Here is a 20486-nt window from a genome sequence, read left to right on the forward strand (position 1 = left end):
TTTAAAGTTTAGTGAATTTGTTAACGCGTCTGAAATTATTTGGCAGGCGGCTGCGGCAATGACTGACGCGTCAACCCTGTCGCCGCATGTTGGCGACCATTGAAATCGCTTTGGTTAATGGCTTGTGGCCTATCCGGCGGCTTGGCTTGGCATCAGTCGGCTACAGAGTTCCATGCCACGCATATACAGTTTTGAGGACGCTCGTTTGCCGTGAACGAAACGAAGCCAAAATGCCAACCTCTGGCTTGTCCGCGACCATTAGCGCCTCGACCGAGAGGCTACCCATTTGTGAACTGGAAACTCGCTGCTCGTTATACGGCCGGTGACAACCGATCGCTAGGATCGCCGCTTCAGGTGACGGACTCCTTGACGGCGAAACGCGGATCCTTCCATGCGCCGGCGCGTAGAATGTCTTGCAGGACCTCAACCGCCAGCCACACATCCTTGTAGGCGACGTAGAGCGGCGTAAATCCGAAACGGATGGTGGACGGCGCGCGGAAGTCGCCGATCACACCGCGCTCAATCAAGGCTCGCATGACCTGATAGCCGTGATCGTGAAGGAACGACACCTGACTGCCACGCTTGGTCGCGTCGCGGATGGTTTCCAGCGTGAGACCATAGGCGCCGCACTTCGCTTCGACGAGTTGGATGAACAATTCGGTCAGTGCGACGCTCTTCTTCCGCAACGCATCCATGTCGACATCGTCCCAGATGGCGAGCGCACCCTTGAGCGCCCGCATCGACAGGACGGGCTGCGTGCCGCAGAGAAAGCGGCGAATGCCGGTTCCTGCGACGTAACCGCGTTCAAACGCAAAGGGGCGGGCATGCCCCCACCAGCCGCTGAGCGGTTGGCTGATATCGCCATGATGACGTTGCGCGGCGTAGATAAAGGCCGGTGCGCCAGGACCGCCGTTGAGATACTTATACGTGCAGCCGATGGCGAAATCGGCATTCGCACGGTCGAGTTCGACGGGTAGAGCGCCTGCGGTATGGCACAAATCCCAAATGATCAGCGCTCCGGCGGCATGAGCCTTGCGCGTCAGCGCCGCCATGTCGCGCAGTTCACCCGATTTGTAGTTGACGTGATTGACCAGCACCACTGCTACGTTTTCGTCGATCAGCTCTTCGATGGTTGGCGCGTCGACGCCAGCCAGCCGCAGCAAGATGCCCTCTCGGGTCGAGGCGACGCCTTCGGCGATGTACAGATCGGTGGGAAAACTGTCGCCCTCGGCGACGATGACCGGCCGGCCTGGCCGCATGTTCAGCGCCGCATGCAGCACCTTGTAGATGTTGATCGACGTCGTGTCGCAGACCACGGTCTGGCCGGCGGCGGCTCCGATCAGGCGTCCAAGTTGATCGCCGAGCTCCAGTGGCATCTCGAACCATCCGGCTGTGTTCCAGGCTCGGATGAGATCCTGGGCCCATTCCTGGGTTGCTGCTTTCTGCAGTTCGCCGAAGACGGCGTGGGACGCCGCGCCAAGTGAATTGCCGTCGAGATAGATCACCCCATCGGGCAGAATGAAACAATCGCGCATCGCTCGCAACGGATCCGCGGCATCCATTGCTTCGATTGCAGCGAGATCAGGAATTCCACTCATGGTCATTCAGTCCTTGCTTATTCGCGACGGATCCCTGCCACTATGACATCCGCCCGGTGCCATTGTTCTCGATCGATGATTTCAGAGCCGGGTGCGGACCGTCCAGAGCTCGGGAAACAGCACGACCTCAAGCATCTTCTTCAGATAGGACGCGCCTGACGTGCCGCCGGTGCCGCGTTTCATGCCGATGATGCGTTCAACCGTGGTGACATGGTTGAAGCGCCAGCGACGGAAATAGTCCTCGAAATCGACCAGTTTCTCGGCCAGTTCGTAAAACATCCAATAGCGCTGCGGATCGCGGTAGACGGTCTGCCAGGCGACCAGGACCTCTTCATTCTCGGTGCGGGTTTCGCGCCAGTCGGTGCGCTTGGCGTCGGCGCCGATGTCGAACCCGTTGCGCGCCAGAAGCAGCAAAGTTTCGTCGTAGAGCGACGGCTCGGCGAGGATCGCTTCCAGCTTGCCGCTGAGGTCCGGCCGGTGCTTGTGGGGGCCAAGCATCGCAAGGTTGCGGTTGCCGGCCATGAATTCGATGGCGCGATACTGCCAGGACTGGAAGCCCGAGGATTGGCCGAGCGCGTCGCGGAACTCGGTGTATTCGCTGGGGGTCATGGTGCGCAGCACGTCCCAGGCGTTGTTGAGCTGCTCGAAAATGCGGGCGACGCGCGACAGCATCTTGAAGCTAGGCTCGAGCCGATCGGCGCGGATGGAGCGGATCGCGGCACCAATCTCGTGCAAAGCGAGCTTCATCCAGAGTTCGGAGGTCTGGTGCTGGATGATGAACAGCATCTCGTCATGCGCCGAAGATAGCGGCGTCTGCGCCTCCAGCACTTTTTCCAGATGCAGATAGTCGCTGTAGGACATGCGCTCCTTGAACGACATCTGCGCGCCTTCGGACGCCGGATCGTAGGGCTCGCTCAATTGATTTTCTCCATGCGCAGCCGGAAGCGCTGGATCTTGCCGGTCTGCGTCTTGGGAAGGGCGGCGATGAATTTGACCGAGCGCGGATATTTGTAGGGCGCAATGGTTGCCTTGACGTGGTCCTGCAGGCGCTTGATGGTCAGCGCGTCGGGCGAAACACCTGGCACCAGCACGACATGCGCCTCGACGATCTCGCCGCGTTCGGCGTCCCTGGCGCCGATCACAGCGCATTCGGCGACATCGGGATGCGACAGCAGTGCTGCCTCGACCTCGGGCCCGGCGATGTTGTAGCCGGCGCTGACGATCATGTCGTCGGAGCGCGCGGCGAAATGGAAGAAACCGTCCTCGTCCTGGGTAAAAGTGTCGCCGGTGAGGTTCCAGCCGTCGCGCACATACTCCTTCTGCCTGTCGTCGGCCATGTAGCGGCAGCCGGTCGGGCCGCGCACTGCCAGCCGTCCGGTCTCGCCGCGCGGCACCTCGCGCATCGCGTCGTCGACGATGCGCGCCTCGTAGCCGCCGACCGGTTTACCTGTGGAAGCAGGCTTCATGTCGTCAAAGCGGTTGGTGATGAAGATGTGCAGCATTTCAGTGGCGCCGATGCCGTCGAGGATCGGCTTACCGGTCTTTTTCGTCCACTCTTCAAAGACCGGAGCGGGCAATGTTTCGCCCGCCGAAACGGCAACGCGCAGCGATGACAGGTCTGCCCCTTCATCCATGGCCTTCAGCATCGCGCGATAGGCGGTCGGCGCGGTGAAGGAGATGGTCGCTTTGTAGGTCTCGATGATGTGGATCATGTTGGGCGGCGTCGCCTGTTCCAGCAGCGTTGCCGCGGCACCGAAGCGCAGGGGAAAGATGGCGAGCCCGCCAAGGCCGAAGGTGAAGGCGAGTGGCGGCGAGCCGACAAAGATGTCGTCCGGCGTCACCTGCAGAATCTCGCGGGCGTAGGCGTCGGCGATGATCAGCAGGTCGCGGTGGAAATGCATCGTCGCCTTCGGCACGCCCGTCGTGCCCGAGGTGAAGCCGAGCAGGGCGACATCGTCGCGGCCGGTGTTGACGGCGGTGAAGGTGACCGGCTTGTCGAGGGCAGCACGATCGAGTTCGGCATCATGGTTGGCGGTGCCATCGAAGCCGATGACCTGCTTGAGGAACGCGCTGTTCTTGGCGCAGGCGGTCATCTCGTCCATCAGCCTGGTGTCGCAAAGGGCAATCGTGATCTCCGCCTTTTCGACGATCTTGGTGAGTTCGCCGGCACGCAGCATCGGCATGGTGTTGACGACCACGGCGCCGACCTTGGTGGCGGCCAGCCAGCAGGCGACCATTGCGGGGTTGTTGGCGGAGCGGATCAGCACCCGGTTGCCCGGCTTGACGCCGTAATTCTCGACCAGCGCGTGGGCGAGCCTGTTCGTCCAGTCGGACAGTTCCTTGTAGGTGCGGCGGCGGCCATTGCCGATCAGGGCGGTGTGATCGCCAAGGCCCTTCTCGACCAGCCTGTCCGTCAATTCGACACCGGCGTTGAGGCGTTCCGGATAGTCGAAGCCGTCGAGCAGGATATCAGGCCATTGATCCGGCGGCGGCAGATGATCGCGCGTGAAAGTGTCGATATGCGCTGAAGGCCCAAGCATGTCGCCGCCATCCCATCTGCTGCCTGGCCAGTGCGCGAAGCATCTGTCCGAGGTGGTGGATCTGAAGTTCCCATCTTTTCGCGAGAGGCTTCGTGCAGCCAGCTACGTCTGTTCGAGACACCACCGGCAAAGGTGGCCATCCGCAGGTTTGGACAGCACAGCAGACCTCCCATTGTCGCTGTTCGTGGGGCAGGATCGCACCAGTCGAAATTTGTTTCAAGCCTAAAATGTTTTTGCCTGGAACGTCGATGCATGGCATGGTGGCGGCGATTGCTGGCGCTGAAACGGACGCGCTTTGGGGAGGGTGCCGATGCCTGGACATCGCATTGCCGATTGGAACAATGCCTATGCCAATGGCGCGAACATCGCCGGCAGCAACCGTTGGCCGGCCGCGTGGGCAGAACCGGCGCAAGCCTTTCGTGACGCGCTGTCGGCGCAGGGCCGGGCACGCATCGACATCGCCTATGGCGACCGACCGCGCAATCGGCTCGATCTTTTCCTTCCGGCGACGGCTCCCAAGGGGCTCGTCGTCTTCATCCATGGCGGTTACTGGCTGGAGTCCGACAAGAGCACCTGGTCACACCTGGCCAAAGGCGCGGTCAGCAACGGCTTCGCCGTGGCGATGCCGTCCTACACGCTGTGCCCGGACATCCGTATCGCCGGCATTGTCCGCGAAATTGGCGCGGCGATCGACACGGCGGCGGCGATGGTCGGGGGACCGTTGATGCTGACCGGACATTCGGCCGGCGGACATCTCGCCAGCCGCATGGTGACAACGTCAACGTTTCTGGCCGCCGATGTGGCAAAGCGCATACGCCACGTCGTCTCGATTTCAGGCCTGCATGACCTGCGCCCGCTGATGCGCATAGGCATGAACGCGGCTCTGGCAATCGATGAGGCTGAAGCCCTGGCGGAAAGCCCGGCGCTGCTGCGCCCCATGGAGGGTGTTCGCATCACCTGCTGGGCCGGCGGCGGTGAGCGCTCGGAGTTCCTGCGCCAGAATGCGCTGCTGGCCAACATCTGGACCGGTCTTGGCGCCACGACCTGCACGGTGGTCGAACCCGACCGGCATCATTACGACGTTGTCGATGGGCTTGCCGATCCGGCACATGCGCTGACGCGGACCTTGATCTCGGAATAGAAGGGATCATTTTCTGTAATTCTATCAGTTGGTTATATTGCGCTACTTCAGCGCAACATCAGGACCCTGCAAGGGTCTCCGGTCGCGGATGCAGAGGCAAATGGCGCCCGCACGATCAACCCGTTGGCGTCGGCCAGCATCCTCAGCATCGAGGAATCCTGGATGTTGAACGGCGTCGCCACCAGCCCGGAATCGTCTTCCCTGACCACCGCCCGCACATAATCCTGGCGCAGGTCGTTGGCCGGCATTGCGGCGCCCAATCGTGCCGGACGAATGTCCTGACGATGATTGCGGCCGCCGAGCCTGGCCAGGAGCGGCTTCAGGAACAATTGCGAGCAGACCAGGCTGGCCACCGGGTTACCGGGCAAGCCGATGCACCTGATGTTGCCGAGGCGGCCGAACATCAGCGGCTTGCCGGGGCGCATGGCGATCTTCCAGAAGCCGAGCGCCATGCCTTCGCCAGTCAGCACGTCATGGATCAAGTCGTGGTCGCCGACCGAGGCGCCGCCAAGCGTGACGATGACATCCGCACCGGCCGCGACGGCTTTGTGCACCAGCGCGGCAATTGCCTCTTTGCGATCGGGGGCAATGCCGAGATCGAGAGCACGAGCGCCGACCGATTGCGCAGCGGCAGCAACACCATAGGCGTTGGACGAGATGATCTGATCCGGCCCGAGCTCGCTGCCCGGCGGCAGCAACTCGTCTCCGGTAGCGATGATGGCGACTAGCGGCCGCCTGACCACTGTGACCACGGGATGGTTGGCCGACGCGGCCAGCGAAAGCGCCGCCGGGTCGAGCAAGCGGCCTTTCTCCAGCAAGACGTCGCCTTTGGAAAAGTCGAGGCCGATACGGCGGATGTTGCGCCATTCCGCTGTCGGTTCGATCACTTCGATATGGCCGCCGCCGAGATCCCGGACGTTTTCCTGGATGACGATGGTGTCGGCGCCGTCAGGCAGCGGAGCGCCGGTGAAGATGCGTACCGCCTGGCGCTCGCCGACAGTGCCGTCAAAGCCACGCCCGGCCGGCGCCATGCCGATCACCGAGAGTTTCGACGGTACTGAGGCCACATCGGCGGTGCGGATAGCATAGCCGTCCATGGCCGAGGCGTTGAAGGGCGGCTGGGTGCGAAGTGCCACGACCGGTTCAGCGAGAACGCGATCCACGGCCTCGAACAGAGGGACACCTTCGCCGGCCAGGGGGGCTGAACCATCAAGCAGGCGTTCGAGTGCTTCCGCGACCGGAACCAGCGCCATCAGGCGCCTGCCGCATGTTCGGTGGCCTTGTAGTCGCCTGACTTGCCGCCGGTCTTTTCGACCAATCGGATGCCGGAGATGACCATGGCGCGGTCCACCGCCTTTGCCATGTCGTAAATGGTCAGGCAGGCCACGGACGCGGCGGTCAGCGCTTCCATCTCGACGCCGGTCTTGCCGGTGACGCGCGCCAAGGCGGTGACCTTCAGGCCCGGCAGCGCATGGTCGGGCTCGATGTCGACGGAAACCTTGGTCAGGAGCAACGGATGGCAGAGCGGGATCAGCTCATGCGTCTTCTTCGCCGCCATAATGCCGGCGATGCGCGCCGTGCCGAGCACATCGCCTTTCTTGGCGTTGCCGGCGAGAATGGTCTTCAGCGTCTCGGGCTGCATCGAAACAAAGCCTTCGGCGATCGCGGTTCGCGTCGTCTCTTCCTTGTCGCCGACATCGACCATATTGGCCTCGCCCTGCGCGCCGAGATGGGTAAGGGCTGATGTCATTCTCAGACGGCCTCGGCTGATACCTTGCCCGTCAAAAGCAGGCGCGTGGCCGCGGTGACATCCTCTTGCCGCATCAGGCTCTCGCCGACGAGGAAGGTGCCGATGCCGGTCTTCTGCATCCTGAGGCAGTCGTCATGGGTGAAAATACCGCTCTCGCTGACCAGCAAGCGGCCGCCCGGCACCATCGGTGCCAGCCGCTCCGAGGTTTTAAGGCTGGTTTCGAACGTTCTCAGATTGCGGTTGTTGATGCCGATCAGCTGCGACGAGAGTTTTACCGCGCGCAGCGTCTCGGCCTCGTCATGCACCTCGATCAGCGCATCCATGCCGAGTTCGAATGCGGTCGCTTCCAATTCGCTCGCCAGGGTGTCGTCGACGCTGGCCATGATGATCAGGATAGCATCAGCGCCCCAGGCGCGAGCCTCATAGACCTGATAGGGGTCGAACAGGAAATCCTTGCGTAGCGCGGGCAGGGCGACGGCTGCCCGTGCCTTGGTGAGGAATTCCGGCGCACCCTGGAAGGACGGCGCATCGGTCAACACCGAAAGACAGGCGGCGCCACCTTTCTCATAGGCCTGCGCCAGCGCCGGTGGATCGAAGTCGGCCCGGATCAACCCTTTGGAGGGGCTCGCCTTTTTGATTTCGGCTATCAGGGCAAAGTTGCCCGACCTGCGCTTCGCCTCGAGTGCCGCAAGAAAGCCGCGCGGTGCGTCGGCATCCTTGGCTCGCGCCTTGATCTCGGCCAGCGGTATCAGTGCCTTGGCGGCGGCGATCTCGTCGCGCTTGTAGGCTTCGATCTTGCGCAAAATGTCAGACACGGTTCACCCGTTAGAAATTTCGACCAGATGATCGAGCACCTGCAGCGCCCGGCCGCTGTCGATGGCTTGCGCGGCGAGCGCGATGCCGTCACCAAGCGTCGTTGCCTTGCCCGCGATCACCAATCCAGCGCCAGCATTCATCAGTACGGTGTCGCGATAGGCGCCGGCAGCGCCACCCAGCATATCGCGCAATGCCTTGGCATTGTAGGCGGCGTCACCGCCGCGCAGCTCGTCCTTGGTGTGACGCTTCAGCCCGACCTCGTCCGGGGTCAGCGTGAAGCTGCGGATCTCGCCGCCGATCAGTTCCGCCACCTGCGTCTCGCCGGTGGTGGTGATTTCGTCATAGCCGTCGCCATGAACGACCCAGGCATGCTCTGTGCCCAGCGCCTTCAATGTCTCAGCGATCGGCAGGATCCATTCGGGCAGGAACACACCGACCATCTGCCGCTTTACGCCCGCCGGATTAGAGAGCGGCCCGAGCAGGTTGAAAATGGTGCGGGTGCCGAGCTCGACGCGGGTCGGGCCGACATGCTTCATCGCCGGATGGTGCGCGGGGGCGAACATGAAGCCGAGACCGGTCTCCCTGATGCAGCCGCTGATCGTTTCCGGTGAGATATCAATCTTGAGCCCAAGGGCGATCAGGACGTCGGCAGCGCCGGTCAGCGAGGACAGGCCGCGATTGCCGTGCTTGGCGACTGGAACGCCACTGCCGGCGATGACGAACGCCGATGCCGTCGAAATGTTGACGCTGTGGGAATTGTCGCCGCCGGTGCCGACGATATCGATCGCGCCGGCGGGCGCCTCGACGCGAAGCATTTTGGCCCGCATCGTGGCGACAGCGCCCGAAATCTCGCTCACCGTTTCACCGCGCACGCGCAGCGCCATCAGGAAGCCGCCGATCTGCCCGGGGGTCGCATCGCCAGACATGATGATGTCGAAGGCCTCGCGCGCTTCCTCAAAGGAAAGCGCGGTGCCGCCCGCAACCTTGGCGATATGGGTTTTCAGCGCGCTCATCGGGTCGAGGCTTGGGCAACTGCGGCCTGGTCGATGCGGACGTCGTACTGCGTCTGCAACTGCGCCACCAATTGGTCGAGCAAATCGTCCGACATGCCGGAAGTGAAGGATTTCTGCGCATCCTGAGGCACCGAGCTGGCATCGGCCCCGGCGGGTTCGAAGACTTCGGCGACCTTGAACAGGATCTGTCCGTCGCCGGTGGGCGAGGGGATCAAGCCGGTGCCGCCTTCGCCGACACCGAACATGACGGCCGCGCCCTCCTTGCCGAAATCGGCATCGTCGGCTTCACGCTTCAGGCCGCGCTTGGTCTGTTTGTCCAGCTTGAGCTCGCCGGCGATGACGTCAAGCGTCGCACCAGCCTTGAGCCGCTTTTCAAGTTCGCCCGCCTTGGCGGCGAGTCGCTTGGTCGTCTCTGCCGCCGTCCAGTCGGCGACGACTTTCTTGCGGACCTCATCCAGTGTCCGGTCGCGGGCCGGCGTGACCGAACCAACCTCATAGAAGACGAAGCCGTTGTCGGCCGTGGTCAGCGCCTCGTTTTCGGTGTTGGGTTCGGCGTCAAACACGGCCTTGATCAAATCCGGCGATTCCGGCAGGTCCTTGACGATGGAGCCGTCCGGCCGGAGGCCACTGCGATCAATGGCGTCGATGGTGACGTCCTTCAGCTTCAGCTTGGTGGCCGCGTCGGCCAGCGAACTGCCGGAGGCGCGGGTGTCTTCGTAGCTGTCGTGCACATCCAAAAGGATGCGGTTTGCCTCGCCTAGCGCCAGGTCCTTCTTGATCTGGTCGGAGACCTCAGTGAGCGGCTTCACCACCTCGGGCTTGATCTCGGTGACGCGCAGCAGCACCGGGCCAAAGGTGCCCTGAACGACCTGGCTGACTTCGTTGGCGTTGAGCGCGAAGGCGGCATCGGCAACCGCCTTGTCGGCGATCTTGTCCCTGGCGAGCGTGCCAAGCAGCGTGTCGGCGGGGGTCTTGCCTTCGGCGGTCACCAGCTTTTCGAAAGTGGCGCCGGCCTTGAGCGAATCGAGCGCGGCCTTGGCCGCATCCGGCGTTTTGAACACAAGCTGCTCGATGGTGCGCATTTCAGGCGTGGTGTAGCGCGCCTTGTTCTTGTTGTAGTCGTCGCTGACCTGTTGGTCGGTAACTGCGGTCGTATCCGCGATGTCCGCCGGCTCGAGGCGGACATAGGAGAATTTGCGGTATTCGGGTGCGGCGTAGGTTTTCTTGTTGGCCTCGAAATAGGCCGACAGCACGCTGTCGCTCGGTGCCTCGATCGGCTGGACGAGCGTCTTTGGCAACGCCAGGTAATCGACGGTGCGGTCCTCGCCGCGATAGAGCGCCACAGCCTTGAAGAACGTGTCCGGCGCCTTGAGGCCGTCCGAGACCGCCTCGACGATCTGCTGGCGCACCGCCACCTGGGCTTTGTTCTTCAAATAGTCCTCCGGCCGCATGCCGAGATCGCGAAGCCGCGCCTCGAAGACCCTGCGGTCGAACTGACCGCCGGGGCCCTGGAAGGCGGGTTCCTCTCGCGTCAGTTCGGCCAGTTTATCCTTGGAAAATCCCAAGCCAAGCTTGCGCGCCTGTTCGTCGAGAACAGCACCGGAAACGAGCTGCGCCAGCACCGTGTTGTCGATGCCAAGTGCCTTTGCCTGTTCGTGAGTGAGGCGCTGACCGAACTGCTGCGACATCACGGCAAGCTGGCGATCATAGGCGAGGCGGTACTCGTTGATCGATACTTTGGTGCCACCCGCTGTTATCACCGAATCGTGGCCGGCAAAGCCGCCCATCAACCGTCCGGAGATGCCCCAGGCGGCGAAACTGACCACCAGCAGCGAAAGCAAGGTCTTCGCGACCCAGGTACCCGCCGCGCTTCTCAATATACCAAGCATGGTTACTTCCGATTTATGCGCATTTTCGCATGCGCCGAGTCTGAAACAAGCGCAATAGCGCCCTTCCGGCCCACTGTCGATTGCTTTGTGGCCTGATTTTGGTAGTGAGGGCCAGAGCCTGATATTGCCCGGAGAAGCAGACCATGACGCCAGGAATTCGCCCGCTTGTCGCCGGCAACTGGAAAATGAACGGCACCAGCGCCTCGCTCAACGAGCTCAGGATGATCGGCAACGGGTTCATGAGCGGGCTTGACGCGGAGACCGAAGCGCTGGTCTGCGTTCCGGCGACGCTGCTTTCCCATGCAGCGGAGATTCTGTCGCGCACGCCGGTGCATGCCGGTGGCGAGGACTGCCACCCCAAGGAAAGCGGCGCCTACACTGGCTGTATCTCGGCGGAAATGCTGAAGGACGCAGGCGCCAGCCACGTTATTGTCGGCCATTCCGAATGCCGCGAACAACGCAGCGAGGACGATGCGACGGTCCAGGCCAAGGCCTCCGCCGCATGGCGCGCCGGGCTCGTGGCGATCATTTGCATCGGCGAGACGCAGCAGCAGCGCGAAGCGGGCGCGACGCTGGACGTGCTGTCGCGCCAGGTGGCCGGCTCGGTGCCGCCAAGTGCCACGCCATCCAACACCGTCATTGCCTATGAGCCGGTCTGGGCGATCGGCACCGGGTTGACGCCGACGGCAGCCGACGTGGCCGAAGCGCATGCGCATATCCGCGAACAGCTGTCGGAAAAACTCGGCGCCATCGCTGCCAAAGTGCGCATTCTCTATGGCGGCTCGGTCAAGCCGTCCAACGCAGTGGAACTGCTGGGCGTCAGGAATGTCGATGGCGCGCTGGTCGGCGGCGCCAGCCTGAAAGCGGCTGATTTCCTGGGTATCGCGGAAGCCTATCGCAGCATTGCAGGCTGAGATCCGCGATGCTGGACGGGTCTCATCCCGTCCAAATTCGTTGCAAAGGACGCGTTGCTTCCCATATTCCGGCCACGGGCTTGGAAATGCCGTGAAAGCATTGTATTGAGCCGCCTCCAATTCACCGGTCGTGTCCGCGGCCGGGCAAGGCCTTGCCAGGATAAACTATGCAAACCGTACTGATCGTCATCCATCTCATGGTCGTGCTCGCCCTTGTCGGCGTGGTGCTGCTGCAACGCTCCGAAGGCGGCGGCCTTGGCATTGGTGGCGGATCGGGCTTCATGACAGCGCGTGGTGCGGCTAACGCACTGACGCGCGCAACGGCGATCCTGGCCGCTGCCTTCTTCGTGACATCGCTCACCTTGTCGGTCATCGCCCGCTACGGCGAGAAGCCGATCGACATTCTCGACCGCGTTCCGGCGACCTCCGATGGCGCCGGCAAGGGCGTGCTCAACCAATTGCCGGGAACGACCACCCCGGCACCGGCCGGCAGCACCAAGCCGACGCCGCCGTCGGGCAACGATGCCGCAGCGAAGCCGGCTGCTCCGGCCACGGCTCCCGCCGCCGGTACGACCCTGCCGGCAGCCAACGGCACGACCAACACCGCGCCGGCGGCTCCCCAGGTTCCGAACCAGTAACCTCGGCATTTCCAAAGCCGCGAATCTGTGATCGTTTGAACACAGTCGTGGCAAATGCTGCTCGATCACGAAGATTCGACGGGTTACAGCGCGGTCTCGCGCTTGAGGCACCCGCCCTTATTCGACTATAGATTGCAGGCGGCATTTTCGGTGTCCTTGGGGGATGCCGGGCGACGCCGTGGGCAACAAGCATTGAACGATCGGATCTTCGCCATGCAGCTTCGCAGCTTCATTTTCCTGGGACTTTGCGCCGCATTCGGCCTGAATTCCCCGGCCTTCGCCGGAATGCCGGCAAACATGGCCGCGCAACAGTCGGTCTCGTTAGAAAAAACCGACGCCATCAACGTCGCAGTCAAGAGCGATGCGACGCAGTTGAAGCTTCTCAAGAGGAAGAAAAACCCGACACCGGACGATCTCGCCCAGATCAAGAAGATCGAAGCCAAGATCGTTGCCGACAAGGAAGACGCCAAGGCCAAGGCGCTCGAAGCCAGGAAACTGGCGATGCGCGAAGCGGCAAAGGCCAGGGCCGACGCGGACCGGCAGGCCTTCCTGGCTAGCAAGGGCCAGAAAGCGCAAGCAACCGAAGTGGCTGACGCCAAGCCGGCCAAGAAGACCAAGGTCATCGAGCCGGTTGAACCGATTACGCCAATCCAGTCGGCGGAGCCGATCCCGGCCGAGGCGATGAATGTCGCCTTGACCGGCAACAATGGCGAGCTGCGCAGTGAGGTCGTCGGCCAGAATCAGCCAAGTGGCGGCCTGTTCGCCGGCTTGTTTGGCGGCACGTCCTCATCTTCCTCGATTTCATATCTCCCGGAGACACGCGCTCTCGATCAGGCTCTCGCCAAGAAGGACGCCAGGAAGCCGTTCAAGGTGAAGCCGGAATTCGTGCCGCAGGACGTGGAGTTCACCGGCTACGATGCCGGCACGATCGTCATCGACACCAGCGCCCGCCGCCTCTATCTCGTCGAATCGTCGACGACGGCTCGCCGTTATGCGATCGCGGTCGGCCGCGAAGGCCTGCAGTTCAAGGGCACCGTCGCGGTCGGCGACAAGCAGGAATGGCCACGCTGGATCCCGACGCTCGACATGCAGAAGCGCGAGCCCAGTCACTATGGCCGGTTCAAGGACGGCATGCCCGGCGGCGGCCAGAACCCGCTCGGCGCCCGCGCAATCTATCTCTATGACGGCAAGAAGGACACGCATCTGCGTATTCACGGAACCATCGCGCCACAGTCGATCGGAACCAGCGCCTCCAATGGCTGCTTCCGCATGATGAACGAGCACGTCATGGATCTCTACAGCCGCGTCAGGGTCGGCACCAAAGTCGTCATCATCTGACGTTTCAATCATCCTGCCGAAAGGGCCGGCTCAGCCGGCCCTTTTGTTTTGACTTGCCCTCAAGGGCTCGCGCCTTCTTGGGAAAAAGCCTTCGCGGTGGTTTTTTCTCTGGCGGAATCAATCCGGCCGCGTTAAGCGATGACTCCCATGGCGCGATATGTATTCATCACAGGCGGCGTGGTTTCCTCACTTGGAAAAGGCATTGCCGCAGCGGCCCTTGGGGCTCTCCTGCAGGCGCGAGGCTATCGCGCACGCATCAAAAAACTCGATCCTTACCTCAACGTCGATCCCGGCACGATGTCGCCGTACCAGCATGGCGAGGTGTTCGTCACCGATGATGGTGCCGAGACCGATCTCGATCTTGGCCATTACGAGCGCTTCACCGGCCGCTCGGCCAATCAGCAGGACAACATCACCACCGGCCGCATCTACAAGAACATCATCGAGCGCGAGCGGCGCGGCGACTATCTCGGCGCCACCGTGCAGGTCATTCCGCACGTCACCGACGAGATCAAGAATTTCGTCCTCAACGGCAATGACGACTATGATTTCGTACTCTGCGAGATCGGCGGCACGGTTGGCGACATCGAGGCGATGCCTTTCCTCGAGGCTATCCGCCAGCTCGGCAATGATCTGCCGCGCAACAATGCCGTCTACGTGCATCTGACCTTGATGCCCTACATCCCGACGGCGGGTGAGCTGAAAACCAAGCCGACCCAGCATTCGGTCAAGGAATTGCGCGGCATCGGCATAGCGCCCGACATCCTGCTGGTCCGCGCCGACCGGGCCATTCCCAAGGAAGAGCGGCGCAAACTGTCGCTGTTCTGCAATGTCCGGGAAAGCGCCGTCATCCAGGCGCTTGACGTGCCGCACATCTATGACGTGCCGATGGCCTACCACAAGGAAGGGCTTGATTCGGAAGTGCTGGCCGCCTTCGGCATCGATCCGGCGCCGAAGCCGCGCATGGAACCCTGGCAAGCGGTGTCCAACCGCATCCACAATCCGGAAGGCGAGGTGACCATTGCCATCGTCGGCAAATACACCGGGCTCAAGGACGCCTATAAATCGCTGATCGAGGCGCTTTCGCATGGCGGGCTCGCGAACCACGTCAAGGTCAAGCTCGACTGGATCGAATCGGAAATCTTCGAAAAGGAAGATCCAACGCCGTGGCTGGAAAAGGTGCATGGCATCCTGGTTCCCGGCGGCTTCGGCGAGCGTGGTTCGGAAGGCAAGATCCTGGCGGCAAAGTTCGCCCGTGAGCGCAAGGTGCCGTATTTCGGCATCTGCTTCGGTATGCAGATGGCTTGCATCGAGGCAGCGCGCTCGCTGGCCGGTGTCGAGCATGCGTCTTCTACCGAGTTCGGCCCAACCCAGGAGCCGGTCGTCGGCCTGATGACCGAATGGCTGAAAGGCAACATGCTGGAAAAGCGGCGGGAAACCGGCGATCTCGGCGGCACGATGCGGCTCGGTGCCTATCAGGCCGAGCTCGCCAAGGGCTCCAAGATCGCCGACATCTATGGCGACACCCAGATTTCCGAACGCCACCGCCACCGCTATGAGGTCAATATCGACTACAAGGAGCGGCTCGAGGATTGCGGCTTGGTGTTTGCTGGCATGTCGCCTGACGGCGTGCTGCCGGAAACGATCGAATATCCCGACCATCCCTGGTTCATCGGCGTCCAGTATCATCCCGAGCTGAAGAGCCGGCCGCTCGATCCGCATCCGCTGTTTGCCAGCTTCATCGAGGCGGCGGTCGAGCAGTCGCGCCTGGTCTAGCACCGCCAGGCGGACCTCCTCTCATGCAGACCTATGTCGCGCTCCTCTACAGCATCATTTTCGGCGAGGGGCGCCGGGTCGTCATGTCGGACCTCAAGGCGATGGCGGAAGGCCTCGGCCTCAGGAATGTCCGCACGCTGGTGGCGACGGGTAATCTGGTCTTCGAGTGGGAAGATACCTCGGTCACAGCACTCGAAGACCGGCTGGAGGCTGCCTTCGAAACGGCTTTTGGCCGTCACGTCGACATCGTTGTCCGTAGCGCCGGAGACTGGCTGAAACTCGCAAGCTGCAATCCATTCCCAGCCGAATCGGTGGAGGCCGGCGACCAGGTTGCGGTGCGTGTGATGCGCAAAGCTGTGGCCGAGGATGCCATATCAGGGCTTCAGGCCCATGCTGCCGAGGATGAAAAGGTGCTCTTGGTCGGTGGCGACATATGGCTCGTATTCTCGCGGGAGAGGCCGAGCTCACGGCTGCTTGCAGCGGCCAATCACAAGCGGATGGGGATAGGAACGTCGCGCAATTGGAACACGGTGCGCAAGCTGGCGGAAATGGTTGGCAGTAGGCAGTAGGCAGTAGGCAGTAGGTCCTATTCCCTAGGCCCTACTGCCTATTCCCTTCATTTCATGCCTTCGCCGTCTTTACACCGGCACCCACGGCAGCGGTGCGCAGCACGTAGTAGATGACGCCGGCGATGGCGACGCCGAAGAACCAGCCATAGACGCCCCACCAGGACGGCAGCCAGTTGGTGAAGTTGGGCAGGATCGATGAGAAGACCGCGCCGATGCCGGCGGCGATGAAGGCATTGACGTGCCAGCCGCCCTGGAAGCGGAATTCGCCATCCTCGCGGTAGAGCGCCTCGACATCGACCTCGCTTTTGCGGATCAGGTAGTAGTCGACCATCATCACGCCGAAGATCGGTCCCATCGTCGCGCCGATGATGTTGACGAAGTGCGCGGCACCGCCTTCCCATGGTGCGAAGGGATAGAGCACCAAGGCGATGACGGCGGCGATGTAACCGCCCTTCTTGAAATCGATCTGCCTGGGAAAGACATTGGAGAAGTCGAAGGCAGGCGAGACGAAGTTGGCGACGACGTTGATGCCAAGGGTGGCAACCGCGAAGGTCAGGGCGGCCAGTGCGGCCAGGAACCAGCTGTCGAACTTGGCCGAGATCTGGTCGGGGTGCAGCAGCACTTCGTGGTAGACGTCATAGGCGGCAATGGTGGTGACGCCGGCGACCAGCGAAAACAGGATCAGGTTGACCGGCAGGCCCCAGATGTTGCCTTTGCGCAGCGACGCCTGGTCGGGCGCATAGCGCGCGAAATCGCAGAAGTTGAGATAGAGCGCCGAGAAGTAGGTCACCCAGATGGCGGCCACTGCAAACAGTGCCGTCCACGAGCCCGGCGTGCCCGGCACGCCCGCATCTTTGGTCTTCTCCAGGAGCACATCCATCGGGATGTCGCTGGTAAAGGCGAAGGTTCCGGATTTGACGCAGAGATAGACCGCCAGGATCAGCATCATCACCCAGACGGTCGGCCCCGCCCAGTCCTGGAAGCGGCGCACGGTCTCCATGCCGCGCTGGATGATCAGCAATTGCAGCGCCCAGATGACGACGAAGCAGATCACTTCCAGGCCGGAATGACCGAGGAAATGCGTGTTGGCGTTGAAATCGGCGAACCATTGCGAGCGGATCAGCAGCGCGACGATGGCTCCAGACGCCGCCGCCGTCTGCGCGCCGTACCAGAAGCAGGCGACGATGGCGCGCACCAGTGCTGGTATGTTGGCGCCCCAGATGCCGAAGGAGGCGCGGGCGAGCACGGGGTAGGGGACGCCGGTCTTCACGCCGGCATAGCCGACCATGTTCATCAGCGCATAGATGATCAGCGAGCCGATGCCGATGGCGATGATGAAATTGACGAAGCCGCCGCAGAACAGAAACAGGCTGGCGGCGAGATAGTAGCCCCACAGGCTGTGGACGTCCGACGTCCAGACGTTGAAGATCGAGAATGGCCCCCAGTTTCGAACCTTGGCCGGAGCCAGATCCTCGTTGTAGAGATCAGGCGATGCGCCCTGTATCGTCATTGCAATGTCCTCCCCTTGAGTGCCCGCGAGCCCTCACGCGCTGGCCCTGCAAGGTAAGCCTGACGCAGGGGAACCGACAAGCAATCCATTTGCCGGCTTTGGCCTTAAAGATATTCAATGCGAACCGCGATTATCGAGGCGCCGCTATGGTGGGCCACTGCTGAACTCTAATGATCGGGTGATTCGAACTTCGGGGGCAGCGGTCTGACTAAAGCGCGTCGCATCGGAACGGATTCATGCGACGCGCTTTAGGTCTTTGTCTTTATGCATGTCGTTCTGCCAAAACCGAGGGTCACTTTTGGGCGACATGCATTAGGCGATAGCCATCACCCGCTTGTGATCCTCGACTTCGGACAACAGCCAATCCTGAAACAGGCCGGTGCCCGGCTTGTTGCCGATGCTGCGGCGCTGGTGCAGGTAGATGCCGGCCGGATAGGTATGGCGCGCCTGAAATGGGGCGACAAGTTTGCCTTGCTGCAGAAAATCCTGCGCCATCATCGTGTCGGCAAGCGCAATTCCGGCGCCATTGATCGCCTCGCGCATGATCAGCGTGCAGTCATCCAGCGTTGTGCTGGATTTCGGCGTCGTGTCCAAAACCCCTTCCTGTTCCAGCCAGCGCTTCCATCTCATGGTCTCGCATTCATGAATCAGATGGTGATTGACCAGATCGGCGGGCGATCGCAGCGGCACCGGCCCTTCGAGCAATGAGGGCGCACAGACCGGCGTCAGAACCAGCGGGATCAGCAGCGTCAAGGCCGGCCCGGCCTTGTAGACGAACTCGTCGACGATGGCCAAATCGAAGTTGGCGCGTTTGCCCGACGTCGAGATCTCCAGCTCCACCGCCGGATGCAGCTTGCGGAAATTCGGCAGCCGGTCCGCCAGCCAAAGGTTCAGGACCACCGGCACGCAGAGCACCCTGACGCGCTGGGTCCTGCTGTGGCTTGGGCCATCGGCGAGGCTGACATCGTCGGTAGCTCGCCAGATGGCCTCGAACGCTTCGGATAGGCTGCGCGCATAGTAGGAGCCCCGAGTCGTTGGTGTTATCTGGCGAAAGCCGCGCTCGAACAGATCCTGGCCGAGATTTCTTTCGAGTGCCCGGATGTGGCGGCTGATGGCAGAGGGCGTCAGGTGCAATTCTTCGGCTGCATCCTTGACGCTGCCGAGACGTGCGGCGGCCTCGAAAGCGCGCATGCCGTTGAGTGAGGGTAGGGCCATTGGCCGATCATGAATTGTCAGTTGAGTTTTTGTCAATCGACATGGACAAAATTGGCGTTTGATCGCCTGCCCTGTTCGAGGCTACCCAAATGGCAGGAACAATTAAGTCGCCTTAAGAAAACGACTATTTGGGGAACTTCGGCACCATTCCACCAGCGGCTGCGACCGGATTGACCGGTTCTGCCGGTGGCCGGCGAAGCTTTGTGCATACCACAGCAGCCGCCTGAGCCGAAAGTTTCCCGCAAAAGGGAGAACGCCAGCCTATGCCTCAATCGCCAGTGCCGATCTTTGAAATGGCCGACGAGATTTCCGCGGAAACCCCGGTCGTCGTGATCTTGCAAACTGCCCAGACAGGCTTTGGCCCCCGGGCAGCGGCGCTGGATGCTGAAATGAGCGGGATCCTGTCCCGGGCCTGCTCCGATCCGGCCGCCTTGGCCGAGTCCGGCGTCTGTATCGATCTTATCGCTCCGCAATCGGTATCGGCCCGACGCGTGATCGTCCTGGCGTTGGGCAAGGCCGAAGCGGTGACCAAACTCTCCTTGGCACGCGCTGGCGGGCTGCTTGCCGCGCATCTGGAGAGCAAGTGCGAATGTGCGGCCACGCTCCTCCTCGACCCGATCGCCAGCGTCGAGCTGCCGGGGGCGGAAATCCTGGCGCGGGTAGCACTTGGCATGCGGCTACGGCGCTATCGTTTCGACATGCGCAACCAGCGCCAGGGGGCAGGAGCGGACAGAACCTTGCGGGTGCGGATGGTCGGAGCAGCCGGCCCGGAGCTGACCACGGCGCTGACACGGGTCAATGCCATCGCCGATGGCGTCGAATATGCGCGCACCCTGGTCAACCTGCCGCCGAACCATCTCCACCCCGACAATTTCCACGATCATCTGGCGCCGCTGCGCGAAGCCGGCATCGATGTAGAGATACTCGACACGGCGCGGCTGAAGGAACTCGGCATGAACGCGATCCTGGCCGTCGGCGCAGGCTCGGCGCGGCCGCCGCGCGTGGCGGTGCTGCGCTATCGCGGCAAGGGCGCTCCTTCGCAACCGATGGCTTTCGTCGGCAAGGGCGTATGCTTCGATTCTGGTGGCCTCTGCATCAAGCGCGGCGAGCAGATGTTCGACATGAAGGCCGATATGGGCGGCGCGGCGTCTGTCGTCGGCCTGTTGATCGCGCTCGCCCGGCAAGGCAGCCCGGTGCATGCCGTCGGCGTGCTCGGCATCGCCGAGAACATGCCTTCCGGCACCGCGCTCAAGCCGCGCGACATCATCACCACGGCCTCGGGGCAGACCGTGGAAGTATTCGACACGGATGCGGAAGGGCGCCTGATCCTTGCCGACTGCCTCTATTACGCCGCCTCGCGCTTCAATCCCTCGGTGATCGTCGATCTGGCGACACTGACCTATTCGGTGATGCGTGGCCTGGGATCGGTCTTTGCCGGCCTGTTCAGCACCGACGATCCCATCGCGTCGCAGATGATTGCTGCAGGAGAAACGGCCGGTGAGCGGTTCTGGCAGCTACCGCTCGACAAAGCCTATGACGAGGGGCTGCAATCGCCCTTCGCCGATATCCGGCATCACGCCAAGGACATGGAAGACGGCGACGCGCCTTACGCGGCGGCGTTCCTGCGCCATTTCACCGAGGATCGGCCCTGGGTGCATCTCGACATCGCCGGCAAGGAAATGGCTGACGCGGATCGGCCGCTCGGCCGCGAAGGCGCCACGGCTTTCGGCGTGCAGATGCTGGAAGAATGGGTGCGCTCCACGCGCACAACGAACTAGG

The 20486-nt window shown here is 62.4% G+C and carries 17 protein-coding genes; 7 read left to right on the forward strand and 10 right to left on the reverse strand.

Annotated features, from left to right (window positions below; all coding sequences use genetic code 11):
• Positions 1-350: 350 nt before the first annotated feature.
• From kynU to A3A9_RS0111695, 3 genes are all read right to left on the reverse strand, one after another.
• On the reverse strand, positions 351-1598 hold the full coding sequence (gene kynU, locus A3A9_RS0111685) for a kynureninase (RefSeq protein ID WP_027058948.1): 1248 nt from the start codon (positions 1596-1598) through the stop codon (positions 351-353).
• 81 nt (positions 1599-1679) lie between these two features.
• Entirely contained in the window at positions 1680-2516 is an 837-nt protein-coding gene (kynA, locus tag A3A9_RS0111690; RefSeq protein ID WP_027058949.1) for a tryptophan 2,3-dioxygenase, read from the reverse strand.
• On the reverse strand, positions 2513-4138 hold the full coding sequence (locus tag A3A9_RS0111695; RefSeq protein ID WP_027058950.1) for an AMP-binding protein: 1626 nt from the start codon (positions 4136-4138) through the stop codon (positions 2513-2515). The genes kynA and A3A9_RS0111695 overlap by 4 nt, the downstream gene beginning before the upstream one ends.
• A 310-nt stretch (positions 4139-4448) precedes the next feature.
• On the opposite strand from A3A9_RS0111695, the gene A3A9_RS0111700 reads away from it, so the two are divergent.
• Complete coding sequence (locus tag A3A9_RS0111700; RefSeq protein ID WP_027058951.1) at positions 4449-5279, forward strand: alpha/beta hydrolase; 831 nt, start codon at positions 4449-4451, stop codon at positions 5277-5279.
• 47 nt (positions 5280-5326) lie between these two features.
• Here A3A9_RS0111700 and A3A9_RS0111705 read toward each other — a convergent pair whose 3' ends face one another.
• Genes A3A9_RS0111705 through A3A9_RS0111725 form a run of 5 tightly spaced genes read right to left on the reverse strand, consistent with a single transcriptional unit; the run spans position 5327 to position 10747 of the window.
• Positions 5327-6532 carry a molybdopterin molybdotransferase MoeA gene (locus A3A9_RS0111705; protein ID WP_027058952.1) on the reverse strand — a complete coding sequence of 402 codons (1206 nt, stop codon included), beginning with the start codon at positions 6530-6532 and terminating at the stop codon, positions 5327-5329.
• Entirely contained in the window at positions 6532-7029 is a 498-nt protein-coding gene (gene moaC / locus A3A9_RS0111710; RefSeq protein WP_027058953.1) for a cyclic pyranopterin monophosphate synthase MoaC, read from the reverse strand. Before moaC ends, A3A9_RS0111705 begins: the two co-directional genes overlap by 1 nt.
• 2 nt (positions 7030-7031) lie before the next feature.
• On the reverse strand, positions 7032-7844 hold the full coding sequence (gene trpC, locus A3A9_RS0111715; protein WP_027058954.1) for an indole-3-glycerol phosphate synthase TrpC: 813 nt from the start codon (positions 7842-7844) through the stop codon (positions 7032-7034).
• Between the two features lie 3 nt (positions 7845-7847).
• Complete coding sequence (trpD, locus tag A3A9_RS0111720) at positions 7848-8858, reverse strand: anthranilate phosphoribosyltransferase (RefSeq protein ID WP_027058955.1); 1011 nt, start codon at positions 8856-8858, stop codon at positions 7848-7850.
• On the reverse strand, positions 8855-10747 hold the full coding sequence (locus A3A9_RS0111725) for a SurA N-terminal domain-containing protein (RefSeq protein WP_027058956.1): 1893 nt from the start codon (positions 10745-10747) through the stop codon (positions 8855-8857). Before A3A9_RS0111725 ends, trpD begins: the two co-directional genes overlap by 4 nt.
• A gap of 143 nt (positions 10748-10890) precedes the next feature.
• On the opposite strand from A3A9_RS0111725, the gene tpiA reads away from it, so the two are divergent.
• From tpiA to A3A9_RS0111750, 5 genes are all read left to right on the forward strand, one after another.
• Positions 10891-11661: a triose-phosphate isomerase gene (gene tpiA, locus A3A9_RS0111730; RefSeq protein ID WP_027058957.1), complete on the forward strand. Its 771-nt coding sequence runs from the start codon at positions 10891-10893 to the stop codon at positions 11659-11661.
• 167 nt (positions 11662-11828) lie between these two features.
• Positions 11829-12299 carry a preprotein translocase subunit SecG gene (gene secG / locus A3A9_RS0111735; RefSeq protein ID WP_027058958.1) on the forward strand — a complete coding sequence of 157 codons (471 nt, stop codon included), beginning with the start codon at positions 11829-11831 and terminating at the stop codon, positions 12297-12299.
• A gap of 213 nt (positions 12300-12512) precedes the next feature.
• Complete coding sequence (locus A3A9_RS0111740) at positions 12513-13637, forward strand: L,D-transpeptidase (protein ID WP_027058959.1); 1125 nt, start codon at positions 12513-12515, stop codon at positions 13635-13637.
• Between the two features lie 138 nt (positions 13638-13775).
• Positions 13776-15413, forward strand: a complete 1638-nt coding sequence (locus A3A9_RS0111745; protein WP_080680716.1) for a CTP synthase — start codon at positions 13776-13778, stop codon at positions 15411-15413.
• A gap of 23 nt (positions 15414-15436) precedes the next feature.
• Complete coding sequence (locus A3A9_RS0111750) at positions 15437-15982, forward strand: DUF1697 domain-containing protein (protein WP_027058960.1); 546 nt, start codon at positions 15437-15439, stop codon at positions 15980-15982.
• Between the two features lie 52 nt (positions 15983-16034).
• On the opposite strand, the gene A3A9_RS0111755 is transcribed toward A3A9_RS0111750, so the two are convergent.
• Positions 16035-17492 (reverse strand): NCS1 family nucleobase:cation symporter-1, encoded by a 1458-nt coding sequence (locus A3A9_RS0111755; protein ID WP_027058961.1) that lies wholly within the window; start codon positions 17490-17492, stop codon positions 16035-16037.
• 312 nt (positions 17493-17804) lie between these two features.
• Complete coding sequence (locus A3A9_RS0111760) at positions 17805-18707, reverse strand: LysR substrate-binding domain-containing protein (protein ID WP_027058962.1); 903 nt, start codon at positions 18705-18707, stop codon at positions 17805-17807.
• A gap of 263 nt (positions 18708-18970) precedes the next feature.
• Here A3A9_RS0111760 and A3A9_RS0111765 point away from each other — a divergent pair, with 263 nt between their 5' ends.
• A complete protein-coding gene (locus A3A9_RS0111765) occupies positions 18971-20485 on the forward strand; it encodes a leucyl aminopeptidase (RefSeq protein WP_027058963.1) in 1515 nt (504 codons plus the stop codon).
• Position 20486: the final 1 nt, after the last annotated feature.

This window comes from Mesorhizobium loti CJ3sym (genome assembly GCF_000472785.1).
Taxonomy (GTDB): Bacteria; Pseudomonadota; Alphaproteobacteria; order Rhizobiales; family Rhizobiaceae; genus Mesorhizobium; species Mesorhizobium loti_E.

Coding starts and splice junctions, on each gene's coding strand:
- kynU (WP_027058948.1), bottom strand. CDS start 1,598: ATGAGTGGAATTCCTGATCTCGCTGCAATCGAAGCAATGGATGCCGCG.
- A3A9_RS0111695 (WP_027058950.1), bottom strand. CDS start 4,138: ATGCTTGGGCCTTCAGCGCATATCGACACTTTCACGCGCGATCATCTG.
- A3A9_RS0111700 (WP_027058951.1), top strand. CDS start 4,449: ATGCCTGGACATCGCATTGCCGATTGGAACAATGCCTATGCCAATGGC.
- A3A9_RS0111705 (WP_027058952.1), bottom strand. CDS start 6,532: ATGGCGCTGGTTCCGGTCGCGGAAGCACTCGAACGCCTGCTTGATGGT.
- moaC (WP_027058953.1), bottom strand. CDS start 7,029: ATGACATCAGCCCTTACCCATCTCGGCGCGCAGGGCGAGGCCAATATG.
- trpD (WP_027058955.1), bottom strand. CDS start 8,858: ATGAGCGCGCTGAAAACCCATATCGCCAAGGTTGCGGGCGGCACCGCG.
- A3A9_RS0111725 (WP_027058956.1), bottom strand. CDS start 10,747: ATGCTTGGTATATTGAGAAGCGCGGCGGGTACCTGGGTCGCGAAGACC.
- tpiA (WP_027058957.1), top strand. CDS start 10,891: ATGACGCCAGGAATTCGCCCGCTTGTCGCCGGCAACTGGAAAATGAAC.
- secG (WP_027058958.1), top strand. CDS start 11,829: ATGCAAACCGTACTGATCGTCATCCATCTCATGGTCGTGCTCGCCCTT.
- A3A9_RS0111740 (WP_027058959.1), top strand. CDS start 12,513: ATGCAGCTTCGCAGCTTCATTTTCCTGGGACTTTGCGCCGCATTCGGC.
- A3A9_RS0111745 (WP_080680716.1), top strand. CDS start 13,776: ATGACTCCCATGGCGCGATATGTATTCATCACAGGCGGCGTGGTTTCC.
- A3A9_RS0111750 (WP_027058960.1), top strand. CDS start 15,437: ATGCAGACCTATGTCGCGCTCCTCTACAGCATCATTTTCGGCGAGGGG.
- A3A9_RS0111755 (WP_027058961.1), bottom strand. CDS start 17,492: ATGACGATACAGGGCGCATCGCCTGATCTCTACAACGAGGATCTGGCT.
- A3A9_RS0111760 (WP_027058962.1), bottom strand. CDS start 18,707: ATGGCCCTACCCTCACTCAACGGCATGCGCGCTTTCGAGGCCGCCGCA.
- A3A9_RS0111765 (WP_027058963.1), top strand. CDS start 18,971: ATGCCTCAATCGCCAGTGCCGATCTTTGAAATGGCCGACGAGATTTCC.